This is a genomic window from Desulfosporosinus sp. BICA1-9 (assembly GCF_000802135.1).
Map to the genome: position 1 here is coordinate 1 of NZ_JUEE01000223.1, position 14,015 is coordinate 14,015.

Below are 14,015 nucleotides of genomic sequence, written 5' to 3' on the forward strand. Positions count from 1 at the left end.
CCCTTGAACAAATGGAAAAGCAGCTGATCCGTTTGGCCTTAAAACAATACGGGGATACTGTAGAAGGAAAAAAACAAGCCGCCAAGGCCTTAAAGATATCCCTGGCGACGCTCTATAATAAACTAAAGACAATGTCGTGACTTGAATGGGATTAAGGCTGATTCCTGACTTAATTTCTAGAATTTAGAATATTCATGTCTAAATTCTAGAAATTATAAACACTTTTGTCGTCCAGGCTCAACGGATGATAAGCAGTATAGCTCTTAGGCTGGTATAAACTAACAACTATTTTACTGGAAGCTGAGTAATCATGCGGGGTTGATTTTTTTTCTAAAATAATGTCTGAAAATTAATTTTATTCTATTATATTGGCACAAAGATTGCTTAATAATAAGTGTTCCTTAAGATTTTTGACTTGCAAATGGAGGGAGATATAGAACTAAGCTAAAAATTGACAGAGCAAGATTGTATCAAATTTATTTGGAGGAGGATTGAGAGTATGAGTACTACACAAAAACCCTATCATTTTTTAATTCGAAGAGTCCATTCTTTATTAGGATTAGTCCCGATTGGCTTTTTTTTAATGTTTCACATGGTTCTCAATTTAACAGCTCTTGGGGGTCCGGAACTGTATGACCGGATTATTCATACTATGCAAAGTTTTCCAGGGATTTTCCTGATCGAATTGATCGTGATTTTTATTCCTATAGCAATCCATGCCATTTATGGAACCTGGGTGGTTTATACTGGGCAAAGCAACATTCTTAGATACAACTATGCTCGGAACTGGTTCTATATTATCCAACGGATCTCAGGTCTTTATACCGTTATATTTGTTGTTATTCATGTCTATCTTTTGCGTTTTGGCGAAGCCAATTTTGCCGCACTACAACAATTCCTGAGTCAACCCTTAGGACTTTTATTTTATGCTTTAGGTGTGATCTTTGCGATTTTCCATTTCACGAATGGCTTATGGGCCTTTGCCATTACTTGGGGTTTAACGATTGGACCTCATTCTCAAAAAGTATGGTCGTATTCATTGGCCGCAGTGTTCTTTGTCTTAACTGCGATCGGTTTATTTGATATTTCCGCCTTCCTGAAGTAAAGAAAACTCTATTATTCATACTTATATTTAATCAAATCAATAATTAGGAGGTTCAAGGGATGAGTAAAGTCATCGTTGTAGGAGGTGGACTTGCTGGACTGATGGCTACGATCAAGATGGCCGAAGCCGGCACGCACGTCGACTTATTCTCGTTAGTACCCGTTAAACGTTCCCATTCAGTATGTGCCCAGGGAGGCATTAATGGTGCAGTCAATACCAAAGGCGAAGGGGACTCTACCTGGCTTCACTTTGATGATACGGTGTACGGAGGAGATTTTCTGGCTAATCAACCGCCAGTGAAAGCTATGTGTGATGAAGCACCAGGGATTATTCACTTGATGGATAGGATGGGTGTAATGTTTAGCCGTACGCCGGAAGGGTTGCTTGATTTCCGACGTTTTGGAGGGACCAAATTTCATAGGACAGCCTTTGCTGGGGCCACAACAGGTCAGCAACTGCTCTATGCCCTGGATGAGCAGGTTCGTCGTTATGAAGTCGAAGGAATGGTACAAAAATTCGAACAGTGGGAATTGCTCTCGACTGTGCTCGATGAAGGAATCTGTAAAGGGATTGTCGCTCAAGACCTTCGAACGATGAGCATTCAGTCCTTTGCTGCGGACGCCGTGATTATTGCAACTGGGGGACCGGGCGCGGTCTTTGGTAAAAGCACAAACTCGACGATTTGTACGGGAAGCGCTGTCTCAGCGTTATATCAACAAGGCGTAAAGTATGCCAATGGGGAATTTATTCAGATCCACCCTACGGCAATTCCCGGCGATGACAAGCTCAGGCTGATGTCCGAATCAGCCCGTGGCGAAGGCGGACGAGTCTGGACTTACAAAGATGGAAAACCATGGTATTTCCTTGAAGAGATGTTTCCTGATTACGGAAATCTTGTTCCTCGCGATATTGCAACTCGAGCTATTTATGAAGTGGTCTTTGATCAAGGTCTGGGGATTAATGGGGAGAACATGGTTTACCTCGATCTGTCGCATATTGATCCGGTGGTCTTGCAAGTCAAACTGGGGGGAATCCTGGAAATCTATGAAAAGTTCGTTGGTGATGATCCTAAGAAAGTACCCATGCGAATTTTCCCTGCTGTTCACTATTCCATGGGTGGACTCTGGGTCGATTACGACCAGATGACGAATATTCCTGGACTTTTTGCTGCTGGGGAATGTGAATATCAATACCATGGGGCAAACCGTCTAGGAGCGAACTCGTTGCTTTCTGCAATCTACGGGGGAATGGTCGCTGGACCTAAAGTAATGCAGTACATTAAGAAAAATAAGCTTCAAACCCCAAGCGGCACTGAGCCAGCCTTTTTGAAGGAGAAGAAACTTCAAGAGGAGCAGTGGACGAAGATCCTGGCTATGAAAGGGACAGAAAACCCCTATTATCTTCACAAAGAACTAGGCGATATTATGACGTTGAATGTGACCGTCGTACGCTACAATGATAAACTGGCGGAAACCGACCTATTCCTTCAGGAACTCATGAAACGCTGGCATAATATTGGCAGGAGCGATACCGTTGAATGGGGAACCCAAGAAGGGACGTTCATCCGTCAACTCTGGAACATGTTGGAATTGGCAAGAGTTGTTACTTTGGGTGCCTTACGCCGCAATGAGAGCAGGGGTGGACATTATAAACCGGAGTATCCGGAGCGTGATGATGTGAATTTCCTAAAGACAACCATTGCGGCTTGGACACCCCTTGGCCCAGAACTCAGTTATGAAGACGTTGACGTATCCTTGATTCCACCGCGTCCACGTCACTATTAATTAGAGAAGTAGGAGGTGTATTTAAGATGGCTGAACAACAAAAAACAATACGTTTTAAGATCCGTCGTCAAGACGGACCTGATAAGCAAAGTCGTTGGGAAGAGTTTGATATTCCCTATAGAGAGAAACTGAATGTTATTTCTTGTTTAATGGAAATTCAGAAAAAACCAGTAACCTCTGAAGGTAAGAAGACGACCCCTGTGGTTTGGGAATGTAACTGTCTTGAGGAAGTTTGCGGGGCCTGTACTATGAATATCAACGGACAAGGGAAACAAGCTTGCTCGGCTCTAATAGACCAACTGCCACAACCGATTGTCCTTGAACCACTGACAAAATTCCCTGTGGTACGTGATCTTATGGTTGATAGGCAAATCATGTTCGATCATTTGAAAACAGTTCATGCTTGGATTCCGATTGATGGAACTTATAATTTAGGATCCGGCCCGCGTATGGCAGAAGTGAAGCGCCAGTGGGCCTACGAACTGTCAAAATGTATGACCTGTGGATGCTGTATGGAAGCTTGCCCCCAAGTAAATTCCAGGTCCAAATTTATTGGACCGTCTGCTATTTCTCAGGTTCGACTCTTTAATGCGCATCCTACAGGAGAGATGAACAAACATGAACGCTTGGAACCATTGCTTGACGAGGGCGGAATAGCGGACTGCGGTAATTCACAGAACTGTGTTCGCGCTTGTCCTAAGGAGATACCCTTGACTACGAGTCTAGCCGATTTAAATCGTGAAACGAACAAGTTTGCCTTAGATCGCTGGCTCCGAAAATAGATAGCTTAACTCTTGGTTTGTATAATTTGGTAATATTTGAAGATTCTAAACAAAATGGATTGCATAGAATAATTAAAAAGGAGATTCGAGTTTATGAAAACACAACGAGAGGATTCTAAGGCTCTTCGTCATGACAATGACCTCGAAATCCGGACTAATGTTCAAGAACGCGATGAGGATGACATTTTAAATTATTCCACTTCGAGCATCTTTGGTCCTTGTTGTACCAATGGTTGCCAGTACTGTCGACCAAACTGCCATGAAAAGTCCGATCGACTTGATTTCTTTTAAACGTCGACATACTTGAATAGATAGGATACTAGGGCTGAAACAAACTTGTGATGAAGTTTCTTACAGCCCTTATTTTTCTTTGCGTCGTGAGATTAGGACAAAAGAATGGGCAACAATCTATATTGTGCGAAGTTCTTTGGACATACTAATTAAGAATAAAATTCATGTGAAGATTATAGAAATTTTTAACATCTTTTTTTGCACCATGTATCCCCTTTCGCTATAATGAATGGGAATGGATGGTGCATCTTTGTCTATGGTAAACTATTCTAATGGAAGTTTAGAAAGGAAACATAAGAAATGATTGAACTTGGAAAATTCCATAAGCTTAAAATCGCAAATTTTACATCCTTTGGTGCTTACTTAGATGCTGGCACAGGTATACGTCATGACAATATTCTTCTGCCCGTTAAACAATTACCCGAGGGGGCTAAAGCGGGGGACGAATTAGAGGTTTTCATCTATCGAGACTCAGAAGAACGGTTAATCGCCACGACTAGAAAACCGTTAGCCCAATTAGGAGACTTGGCCTATCTCAAAGTCAATGCCAAGACGAAGATCGGAGCTTTTTTGGATTGGGGTTTAGAAAGAGGCTTATTTTTGCCCTTTAAGGAACAGAAATACCCCATCGAAGTAGGAAAGAGTTATCTGGTGAAAGTCTATTTGGATAAGAGTCAGAGGATGAGCGCTACAACAGAGATTTATGAGTATCTTAAGGCTGATACACCTTACCAAAAGAACGATAAAGTGGTGGGCACGGTCTATTCAGTCAATCCTGAATATGGTGCGTTTGTAGCGGTCGACAATCTATATCTCGGCTTAATTCCAGTTAATGAGTATTTTTCGGAACTCAAAGAAGGGGACCAGGTAGAGGCTCGAGTTATTAGAGTCAGGGAGGATGGCAAGCTTGACTTATCCCCTAGAGAACTTTCCCATCTTCAAATTGGGAGCGACACAGAGAAAATCCTCCAAGGGATCAAGAACCATGAAGGATTTCTAGCGCTCAACGATAAAAGCAGCCCCCTCGAAATTCAAAGTCGTTTGAATATGAGTAAAGCAGCCTTTAAACGTGCCTTAGGCAAACTGCTTAAAGAGAAAAAAGTTACGCAGACGGAAACAGGGTTGAAGGAAAACGATGAAACATGAAAATTATTGTGGATGCTGACGCTTGTCCTAAATCTGTTCTCCAGATCTGCCTAAAGTTAGCACAAACTTATGCTATTCCAGTTTGGACGGTAGCCAGTTTTAATCACAATATTGTTTCCGAGCATCATATAGTTGTTGGAGACTCATCACAAGAAGCGGATATTCGTGTCATGAATCTAGCTCAAGCCGGAGATGTGGCTGTGACCCAGGATTGGGGTTTAGCGGCCATGTTATTAGGAAAAGAAGTTAAATGCCTAAGTCCTGCAGGACGTGAATTCGACCCTTCAAAAATCGAGTTTTTATTAGAGGAGCGCGAAGCAAAAGCAAAGTTTCGACGTGGTGGAGGAAGAACTAAAGGGCCTAAAAAGAGAATCACTGAAGATGATCGCAAGTTTGAAGCCTGTTTAGAGAAAATACTGAAAGTAAACTCTACGATAACTCCAGAGTGAACTTTCCCAAGCCGCGTTGTACTTTATGCAAAAGACTTTGCACTTTTGCCAAAATTTGATTAAACTATGAATAGAGGCTCGACTAATTAATGTCCCCTACTTTTTTTAAAACGACGGAGGTAAAGAATGAGTACGGTAGTAGAAACAAAAGAATTCCAAACGGAGATCAGGCAATTATTGGACATTGTCATTCATTCTCTCTATACTGAGCGCGAGATTTTCTTAAGAGAACTCATTTCCAATGCGGCGGATGCCATGGAAAAACTTCGCTACACCCAGCTGACGGGTCCGGAAGTTAAGGACAAGGATTTGGCATTGGAGATCCAGATTAATACAGATGACAATGCACATACCTTAACTATTACTGACACAGGAATCGGGATGACGAAAGATGAGTTGGTGGAAAATTTAGGAACCATTGCCCACTCAGGGTCCAAAGAATTTATAAAGCACTTGTCTGCTAAAGGAGATCAAAAGGATCTCAATCTGATCGGTCAATTTGGGGTTGGCTTTTACTCTGCTTTTATGGTTGCGGATAAGGTGACGATCTACACTCGTTCTTATCATCAAGAAGGGGAGAGCTATGTTTGGGAATCCGATGGTGTTGGCAGTTATACAATCACCGAAGGGGAAGACTGTGCTAGGGGAACTAAGCTGGTTCTTCACTTAAAAGAAGATGCTTATGATTTTGCCAAGGAAGAAACTGTCAAGAGAGTTATTAAACAGTATTCGAGTTTTGTACCCTATCCTATTAGGCTTAATGACCAAAAAGTAAATACGGTTGACGCTCTCTGGACCAAAAATAAGAATGAAATTTCTGACGAAGACTATAATGAGTTTTATAAATTTATAGCGAATGCGCACGATGAACCACTTTTACGGTTGCATTTTTCTTCGGACGCTCCCTTAAATATTAACACCTTATTATTTGTTCCTAAGGAAAACTTCGAGCAGTTTGGTTTCGGACGAACTGAACCTGGTGTTAACCTTTATTGCAAAAAAGTTCTTATCCAAGAAAAATCGCCAGCCGTTTTGCCTGAGTGGTTGCGCTTCTTAAGAGGAGTCATGGACAGTGAAGAGCTTCCCCTTAACATCTCGAGAGAAACTATGCAGGACAGTGCCTTAGTCAGTAAACTTAACAAAGTTGTCACTACCCGCTTCCTTAAGTTTCTGGAGAATCAAGCAACCTCCGAACCTGAAAAGTATAAAGAATTCTGGGAGAAGTTTAACCTCTATCTTAAAGAAGGGGCGGCTAATGACTACACTCATCAAAAAGAACTTGTCAAACTTCTGCAGTTCGAGTCTTCAAAAACTCAGTCTGGAGAACTCGTGTCTTTGGCCGACTATGTTGGGCGAATGAAAGAAGGGCAAGAGGCAATCTATTATGTTAATGGCCCTTCGCGAGAGGTTATCGAATCCGGTCCTTATTTGGAAATATTCCGTGATAAAGACCTAGAAGTAATCTACACTTATGCACCGATAGACGACTATATCTTTGGGGCGATCAGGGAATATGAAGGGAAACGTCTCATTTCTGCGGACGAAGCGGATCTGAACTTAAACGATCCTGAACAGAAGGAGCGAAATGAACAAGCCCTGTCTGAAGAGGATGTCTCAGCCTTAACGGGCTGGCTTAAAGAAGTTCTAGGTAGTAAGGTTACCGAAGTACGAGAATCAAAGCGCTTGGTAGACAGTCCGGCGGTTGTCCTCAGTCCCTATGGTACAAACAGTATGCAACGCATGATGCAGCTCGTGAATAAAGACCTAAATAACGTGGGTCCCAGTGTTTTAGAAATAAATGCAGCCCATCCTATGATTAAGCGTTTGGATACGGCACACAAAAATGGAGATGCATTTGCAACCATTGCTGCAGAACAGATCTTCGAAAACGCGCAAATTGCAGCAGGTCTGATCATAGATCCTCGGGGAATGGTAAATCGACTCAATGAGATTTTAGAACGTGCTTTAGGATAAGGAAGAGAAGTCGAGTTTAGAATGATCAGGATCATCCGGATGCGACCAAATAAGAAGGGCTGCAGGGTTTTTGCAGCCCTTCCTATGAAGTATCGTAATTATAAACACTATGCTATTTGATCTGCATATAATATTTATCGTAGCAATACGATTATCTAATTGATCTATAAGAAATTAGAATTTTACAAGCTAAGGAAAATTCCTTAGACTGATAGTGATAATAAGAACAAATTCATTAATGACATAGTAAGTTAGAACAAGCATCATATTTTAGAAGCCCACCTGAAGACAAACTATCATTTAAGGAGAGTAGGGACGCTAATTTATGTGAAAACGTTCTCAGGGTAAAGGTCGATGTTGAATGGGGGGGCGGGTCCATTCAACATCGACTGAATTATGTTACTCGGAGGACTCAAACATTAGTGTTCTTGGTTGGAAAGAACAGAGTTGTTTTTAACTAAGTTTAGCTACAAGGAGTGATCGAAAATGGAACTATACTTGCTTTGAACTTCATATTTTTACTCAAAGCGATAGTTCGCAAAGAACTGGAAAAGGAACTCAGGCAGAACCAGATCACAAGTGCAGTATTAGGGTTTGAATCCAAAATTGATGATCTGGCTCTTGTTGCCTTTGATATATATGTAAAGTGCCGAGAACAGATCTATGAGCTCAAGACCGATGAGCTAAAACGGATGACATTTACATTGTTGAAAAAAGCGAATCTGATGTCAGAGATCCCCGTTCAGGAATTTGAACACAAAGACCAAAATTAAAGGAAGGAGGTCGTAGAGTGAAAGTCTTGTTTTCTCTCATTGCAGTAATTCTTCTCATTCTAGTCGCCACCATGGGAGCGTTTATAACAAGTTTGCATTACACGTTTGGCATCATCATACCTTATGTAGCCTTTACTATGTTTGTAGGTGGATTCGTTTACCGAATCGTCAAATGGGGTCAATCTCCTGTGCCGTTTCGTATTCCTACAACGATCGGACAGCAAAAATCTCTCCCGTGGATCAAACAGAATAAGATCGAAAACCCTACCAGCGCACTGGGTGTCATTGTCAGAATGGCCATGGAAGTCCTCTTTTTCCGTTCACTATTCCGTAACACTAAGACTGAATTAAGGGAAGGTAAGAATGGCCCAGAACTCGCCTACGGCTCGGCAAAATGGCTTTGGTTAGGTAGTTTGTTCTTTCATTGGTCGTTCCTAATCATCATTGTAAGACATTTTAGATTTTTCTTGGAACCCATTCCATTTTTTGTGCAATTAATTGAAAGCATTGATGGTATCTTACAGATTGGGTTACCAGCAATTTATTTAACAGATGCTTTCTTTTTAATTGCGGTTACGTTTTTGTTCCTCAGAAGGATTGTCATTCCACAAGTGAAGTACATCTCACTTCCTGCCGATTATTTTCCGCTATTCATGATTATGAGCATTGGAACGACAGGAGTCCTGATGCGTCACTTCTTTAAAGTAGATCTAGTCGCCGTCAAGCAATTGGCAATTGGATTAGCTACGTTTCAACCTGTTCTCCCTCCAGGAATTGGTGTTATGTTTTTCATCCACATATTTCTAGTCAGTGTTCTATTCACCTATTTCCCCATGAGTAAGTTAATGCATATGGGTGGAGTTTTCCTAAGCCCTACTCGCAATATGATCAGTAACAATCGTATGGTACGACACATTAATCCTTGGAATCACGATGTAAAAGTACACACTTATGAACAATACGAAGATGAATTCAGGGTGAAAATGAAAAAAGCTGGTATACCGGTAGAAAAGGAGTGATCGTAGATGGCGCCGAAAGTTAAACTTCCTAAACCGGGAGAATTATCTAAGATAGAATTTTCTCTTCCGACAACGGATTGGATGGATACACCTGTCGAGTTCAAACCGGGTACCTATTGCTGGGGAGCAAAGGAAAAGGACCTCCTAACCTTAGGGTTACCGAACCCAAGACAGTGGTCGCCAGCAGACGAAGACTGGAAAATACCAGAGGGTTGGGAAACCACTATTTTAGACGGGATTGCGGAAAGATTAAGCAAATATCGCTCTTTTAAGATTTTTATGGATATTTGTGTTCGATGTGGTGCTTGTGCCGATAAATGTCACTTTTATATCGCCACAGGTGACCCTAAAAATATGCCGGTTCTGAGGGCAGAACTGCTAAGATCCGTATACAAGAGGTATTTTACTAAATCAGGGAAATTCCTTGGGCGTTTAGCTGGGGCGAGAGAACTTGATATGAACGTCTTAAAGGAATGGTGGTCTTACTTTTTCCAATGTACTGAATGTCGTCGCTGCTCCGTTTTCTGCCCTTATGGTATCGACCAAGCAGAGGTTACCATTATTGGTCGAGAACTCTTGAATTTGGTGGGTTTGAACATCGATTGGATTTCGGGGCCTGTTGCCAATTGTTACATGAAGGGGAATCACCTCGGACTGGAGCCGCATGCAATTACTGGTAACATTGAATCAATGGTTGATGACATTGAGGATATTACGGGTGTTAGGGTAGAGCCAACCTTCAACAGAAAAGGTGCCGAGATCATGTTTGTCACTCCCTCAGGAGACCTTTTAGGTGAACCGGGGATTCAAACCTGTATGGGTTACCTCATGCTTTTCCATGAACTAGGCCTTGACTATACTTGGAGTACCTATGCTTCCGAGGGTGGAAACTTCGGCTTCTTCACCTCGAATGACATGGCTAAGAGGCTTAATTACAAGATTTATGCAGAGGCCAAACGATTAGGGGTTAAATGGATCCTTGGTGGAGAATGTGGTCACATGTGGAGAGTCTTGAATCAGTACATGGATACATGGCACGGACCAGCTGATTTCCTAGAGGTTCCCAAATCTCCGATTACCGGGACGGTCTTTGAAAATGCTAAATCCACGAAGATGATTCACATCTCCGAATTTACCGCTGACCTGATCAAACACAATAAACTAAAACTTGACCCCAGTCGTAACGACCACTTGAAGGTGACGTATCATGATTCGTGTAATCCTTCCAGAGGTATGGGACTTCTCGAAGAGCCACGGGAAATCATTAGGGCAGTCTGCAATAATTTCTATGAGATGCCTGAAAACACAATCCGAGAGAAGACTTTCTGCTGTGGAAGCGGATCTGGACTCAATGCCTCAGAAAATATGGAACAGCGGATGAGAGGCGGATTCCCACGAGCTAATGCCGTTAAATATGTCAAAGAAAAACATGGTGTAAACATGTTGGCGAATATTTGTGCAGTGGACCGAGCCGCTTTACCTGCTCTAATGGACTACTGGAATCCTGGTGTAGGAGTCACTGGTGTGACTGAGTTAGTAGGTAATGCCTTAGTGATGAAAGGCGAGAAAGAAAGAACGACCAACCTGCGCTTTGAAGATCTTCCGGGAAAAGGGGGAGATGAGTAATGTATAAAGGTGGAAAGATAATTGCCTCACTGATTATCTTTATTGGACTACTCACCCTACCATTCTTCTACAATATGGGGAAAGCCAACGCGGGACCGGATGTTCCTCTGGATACCCCTGCTATCCAGCAACTTGCGGATAAAGACAAAGAATGTGTAGAGTCACCGGAGTACATGAGGGCTAATCACATGCAACTGCTCAATGATTGGAGAACAGCAGCGGTACGCGATGGTCAAACCGTCTATGTCAATAGTAAAGGAACAGAATACGAAATCAGTCTTCAAGATACCTGCCTAAAATGTCATGCCACTGATACGGCAGCGAGCCCAGTTGTTTTGAATAATCCAGTCTCGAGCAACACAGGAATGAGTAACCCGACCTTGAATTCTTCGAACTCGTCGCCTCAATTTTGTGCCTCCTGCCACGATTATTCAGCAGTAAAGCCATTGTGTTGGAGTTGCCATTTTGAGCCAAAGGAGGCAGTGAAATGAGCATCAATAGACGTCAATTTCTGAGAAGAGCTGGTATGATCACTGCATTAGGACTAGGGAGTTCATTTATTATCAGCGGTTTCCGAAAAAAAGAAGTTGCTGAAGCTGCTGAATATGGAAAGAGTTCAAAGGATTTACCGGCTAAACGTTGGGCTATGGTTGTGGATATGAGTAAATTCAAGACAGAAGAGGACTTTAAGCGGGTTACAGATGCTTGTCATAGTCTTCATAATGTTCCTGATTTTAAAAACACAAAAGATGAGATTAAATGGATATGGAAAGATGACTACCATCATGCCTTTGCTGGTGGGCATAACCAATATCTAGATGACCATGTTATCCATAGTCCTTTTATGGTATTATGTAATCATTGTGAAAATCCTCCTTGTGTTAAGGCTTGCCCCACTCAGGCCACGTTTAAAAGGAACGATGGGATCATAGCGATGGACTTTCACCGTTGTATCGGCTGCAGATTCTGTATGGGTGCCTGTCCCTTCGGTGCCAGAAGCTTTAATTTCAAAGATCCAAGACCCTATATTGAAGAGATTTCCACAGAATACCCAACTCGTACCATAGGGGTTGTGGAGAAATGCAATTTCTGCTATGAACTCTTAGCCAAGGGTCTCGAACCAGCTTGTGTGGCAAAGTCTAATGGCGGGTTGATTTTTGGAGATTTAGCGGATACTAATTCAGAAGTGCGAAAAATCGTTAGTACTAAGCATACTATTCGTCGTAAACCTGAGCTGGGAACCCAGCCGAGCGTTTACTACCTAATAGGGGGTGACGACCATGCTTGAGACAGCACTATCGGGTAGCAAACGGTATTGGATCTGGGTTTCACTATTACTGGCTGTTATCGCCGTAGGGTTCTATGCTTATATGAATCAGTATAACAACGGTTTGGGTGTAACTGGCATGAGCCGCGATGTTTCTTGGGGATTGTACATTGCCCAGTTTACTTTTCTAGTTGGGGTTGCCGCATCGGCCGTTATGCTTGTCTTACCTTATTATCTCCATGATTTTAAGAAGTTCGGTAAAATGGTCATCCTCGGTGAATTTTTAGCCATACCAGCTGTTATCATGTGTATGCTATTCATCGTAGTAGACGTAGGACAACCCATGCGGATCTTAAATGTAATCTTGTATCCGAGCCCACGATCGGTTATGTTTTATGATATGTGTGTTTTAATCGGATACCTCTTGATAAACATTGTTGTGGGGTGGACGACTCTTAGCGCTGAACGCAAAGGATTCCCATCGCCAAAGTGGGTAAAACCAATAATCTACCTTTCGATCCCTTGGGCTGTTAGTATTCATACCGTGACAGCTTTCTTATACGCAGGTCTTCCTGGTAGGCATCTCTGGTTATCTGCAATTATGGCAGCGCGCTTCCTTGCATCGGCCTTTGCGGCTGGTCCAGCAATTCTGATTCTTTTATGCTTAATCGTTAGAAAGGTCAGTAAGTATAACGCTGACCCAGAGGGTGGAGCAATTCAGTCCCTCGTTAAGATTGTCAGATATGCTATGATTGCTAACGTCTTCTTCTATATCTTAGAGTTATTTACTGCCTTCTATAGTGGTATTCCTGAATATAGCGCATCACTTAGATATATCTTTTTTGGTCTTGATGGCTTTAACAACCTAGTTCCCTTTATGTGGACTGCCACAGTATTAGCCTTTTTAGGGATTGCCTTACTCGTTTTTCCAACCACAAGAATGAATGGAAAAACTCTAGTAATTGCCCTGCTTTCCATTATTATAGCTAACTGGATTGATAAGGGTATGATCCTAATTGTTGCTGGATTTGTTCCGAATTCCTTCGAAAGAATTGTCGAGTACGCTCCCACTCTTAATGAAATCTTAGTGACGTTGGGTGTCTATGCAATTGGGGCGTTGTTAATCACGATTCTCTACAAAATTGCAGTTTCGGTTCGACAAGAGAGAGCTTAGTAGAGAGGGTCTTTTGATACTTGTTTGGGTAGAACTCCGGTATCTTAAGCCCAAACAATATCAATTTAATAATAACATTACTAAAGGAGGAAAATTTAAAATGGCACAACTAGTAGTAGGCGATTTAACAATTGAATTGGATGAAGATGGTTTTCTTGAGGATCATAGTGCATGGAATGAAGATGTAGCAAGAGCCCTTGCAGTGACTGAGGAAGTTGAAGAGCTCACAGAAGAACACTGGAGCATGATTAATTATCTGCGCGATTATTATGATCAATTTGGTGTTGCTCCGATGGTTCGTAAAATGGTTAAGGATACTGGGTTTAATCAAAAGAGAATTTATGAACTCTTTCCAGCTGGTCCTGGAAAAGGCGCTTGTAAAATTGCAGGCCTTCCAAAACCAACCGGTTGTGTATAAACCATTCAACTCTAGTTTTAGTGAATAGTGTAATTGAGCTGATCACTTTCGTGATCGGCTCTTTCTTTATACTATACAGAAAGTATAAACTTGCGTCTTTATAGAAAACTCAAAAGTCATAGCTGAATTATGGTTTCTCAGTTTTCTATAACGAAAGTCATGAGGAGAGTTTAGAATTTGTTAATATCCTGTTTAGAGAAATTCAAG

15 protein-coding genes are annotated in these 14,015 nt (G+C 41.9%); all 15 read left to right on the top strand.

The genetic code is table 11. The annotated features are described in order from the left end of the window. The coding region (locus JL57_RS35760) for a helix-turn-helix domain-containing protein (RefSeq protein WP_291300668.1) at window positions 1-140 on the top strand (140 nt) is incomplete at its 5' end. A 359-nt stretch (window positions 141-499) separates the two neighbouring features. Then, the gene (locus tag JL57_RS27495; RefSeq protein ID WP_034145090.1) at window positions 500-1,105 is read left to right on the top strand and encodes a succinate dehydrogenase; all 606 of its coding nucleotides are present in this window, start codon (window positions 500-502) and stop codon (window positions 1,103-1,105) included. A 59-nt stretch (window positions 1,106-1,164) separates the two neighbouring features. Continuing rightward, window positions 1,165-2,889 carry a succinate dehydrogenase flavoprotein subunit gene (sdhA, locus tag JL57_RS27500; RefSeq protein ID WP_034145091.1) on the top strand — a complete coding sequence of 575 codons (1,725 nt, stop codon included), beginning with the start codon at window positions 1,165-1,167 and terminating at the stop codon, window positions 2,887-2,889. A 26-nt stretch (window positions 2,890-2,915) separates the two neighbouring features. Next, complete coding sequence (gene sdhB / locus JL57_RS27505) at window positions 2,916-3,671, top strand: succinate dehydrogenase iron-sulfur subunit (RefSeq protein WP_034145092.1); 756 nt, start codon at window positions 2,916-2,918, stop codon at window positions 3,669-3,671. Between the two features lie 93 nt (window positions 3,672-3,764). Beyond that, window positions 3,765-3,962: a hypothetical protein gene (locus JL57_RS27510; RefSeq protein ID WP_034145093.1), complete on the top strand. Its 198-nt coding sequence runs from the start codon at window positions 3,765-3,767 to the stop codon at window positions 3,960-3,962. Window positions 3,963-4,262: 300 nt separating this feature from the next. Beyond that, entirely contained in the window at window positions 4,263-5,108 is an 846-nt protein-coding gene (locus tag JL57_RS27515) for a S1 RNA-binding domain-containing protein (RefSeq protein WP_034145094.1), read from the top strand. Next, the gene (locus JL57_RS27520; RefSeq protein WP_034145095.1) at window positions 5,105-5,557 is read left to right on the top strand and encodes a DUF188 domain-containing protein; all 453 of its coding nucleotides are present in this window, start codon (window positions 5,105-5,107) and stop codon (window positions 5,555-5,557) included. The genes JL57_RS27515 and JL57_RS27520 overlap by 4 nt, the downstream gene beginning before the upstream one ends. 126 nt (window positions 5,558-5,683) lie before the next feature. Then, window positions 5,684-7,531, top strand: coding sequence for a molecular chaperone HtpG (gene htpG, locus JL57_RS27525; protein ID WP_034145096.1), 1,848 nt, complete (start codon window positions 5,684-5,686; stop codon window positions 7,529-7,531). Window positions 7,532-8,034: 503 nt separating this feature from the next. Further along, complete coding sequence (locus JL57_RS27530) at window positions 8,035-8,304, top strand: hypothetical protein (RefSeq protein ID WP_291300664.1); 270 nt, start codon at window positions 8,035-8,037, stop codon at window positions 8,302-8,304. Between the two features lie 17 nt (window positions 8,305-8,321). Continuing rightward, complete coding sequence (gene dsrM, locus JL57_RS27535) at window positions 8,322-9,323, top strand: sulfate reduction electron transfer complex DsrMKJOP subunit DsrM (RefSeq protein ID WP_034145097.1); 1,002 nt, start codon at window positions 8,322-8,324, stop codon at window positions 9,321-9,323. 6 nt (window positions 9,324-9,329) lie between these two features. After that, window positions 9,330-10,949 carry a sulfate reduction electron transfer complex DsrMKJOP subunit DsrK gene (dsrK, locus tag JL57_RS27540; RefSeq protein WP_034145098.1) on the top strand — a complete coding sequence of 540 codons (1,620 nt, stop codon included), beginning with the start codon at window positions 9,330-9,332 and terminating at the stop codon, window positions 10,947-10,949. Beyond that, window positions 10,949-11,440 carry a sulfate reduction electron transfer complex DsrMKJOP subunit DsrJ gene (gene dsrJ / locus JL57_RS27545; protein ID WP_034145099.1) on the top strand — a complete coding sequence of 164 codons (492 nt, stop codon included), beginning with the start codon at window positions 10,949-10,951 and terminating at the stop codon, window positions 11,438-11,440. Before dsrK ends, dsrJ begins: the two co-directional genes overlap by 1 nt. Next, entirely contained in the window at window positions 11,437-12,237 is an 801-nt protein-coding gene (gene dsrO, locus JL57_RS27550) for a sulfate reduction electron transfer complex DsrMKJOP subunit DsrO (protein WP_034145100.1), read from the top strand. Before dsrJ ends, dsrO begins: the two co-directional genes overlap by 4 nt. Further along, the gene (gene dsrP, locus JL57_RS27555) at window positions 12,230-13,390 is read left to right on the top strand and encodes a sulfate reduction electron transfer complex DsrMKJOP subunit DsrP (RefSeq protein ID WP_034145101.1); all 1,161 of its coding nucleotides are present in this window, start codon (window positions 12,230-12,232) and stop codon (window positions 13,388-13,390) included. The genes dsrO and dsrP overlap by 8 nt, the downstream gene beginning before the upstream one ends. Before the next feature lie 100 nt (window positions 13,391-13,490). After that, complete coding sequence (locus tag JL57_RS27560) at window positions 13,491-13,808, top strand: TusE/DsrC/DsvC family sulfur relay protein (RefSeq protein WP_034145102.1); 318 nt, start codon at window positions 13,491-13,493, stop codon at window positions 13,806-13,808. Window positions 13,809-14,015: the final 207 nt, after the last annotated feature.

Coding starts and splice junctions, on each gene's coding strand:
- JL57_RS27495 (WP_034145090.1), top strand. CDS start 500: ATGAGTACTACACAAAAACCCTATCATTTTTTAATTCGAAGAGTCCAT.
- sdhA (WP_034145091.1), top strand. CDS start 1,165: ATGAGTAAAGTCATCGTTGTAGGAGGTGGACTTGCTGGACTGATGGCT.
- sdhB (WP_034145092.1), top strand. CDS start 2,916: ATGGCTGAACAACAAAAAACAATACGTTTTAAGATCCGTCGTCAAGAC.
- JL57_RS27510 (WP_034145093.1), top strand. CDS start 3,765: ATGAAAACACAACGAGAGGATTCTAAGGCTCTTCGTCATGACAATGAC.
- JL57_RS27515 (WP_034145094.1), top strand. CDS start 4,263: ATGATTGAACTTGGAAAATTCCATAAGCTTAAAATCGCAAATTTTACA.
- JL57_RS27520 (WP_034145095.1), top strand. CDS start 5,105: ATGAAAATTATTGTGGATGCTGACGCTTGTCCTAAATCTGTTCTCCAG.
- htpG (WP_034145096.1), top strand. CDS start 5,684: ATGAGTACGGTAGTAGAAACAAAAGAATTCCAAACGGAGATCAGGCAA.
- dsrK (WP_034145098.1), top strand. CDS start 9,330: ATGGCGCCGAAAGTTAAACTTCCTAAACCGGGAGAATTATCTAAGATA.
- dsrJ (WP_034145099.1), top strand. CDS start 10,949: ATGTATAAAGGTGGAAAGATAATTGCCTCACTGATTATCTTTATTGGA.
- dsrO (WP_034145100.1), top strand. CDS start 11,437: ATGAGCATCAATAGACGTCAATTTCTGAGAAGAGCTGGTATGATCACT.
- dsrP (WP_034145101.1), top strand. CDS start 12,230: ATGCTTGAGACAGCACTATCGGGTAGCAAACGGTATTGGATCTGGGTT.
- JL57_RS27560 (WP_034145102.1), top strand. CDS start 13,491: ATGGCACAACTAGTAGTAGGCGATTTAACAATTGAATTGGATGAAGAT.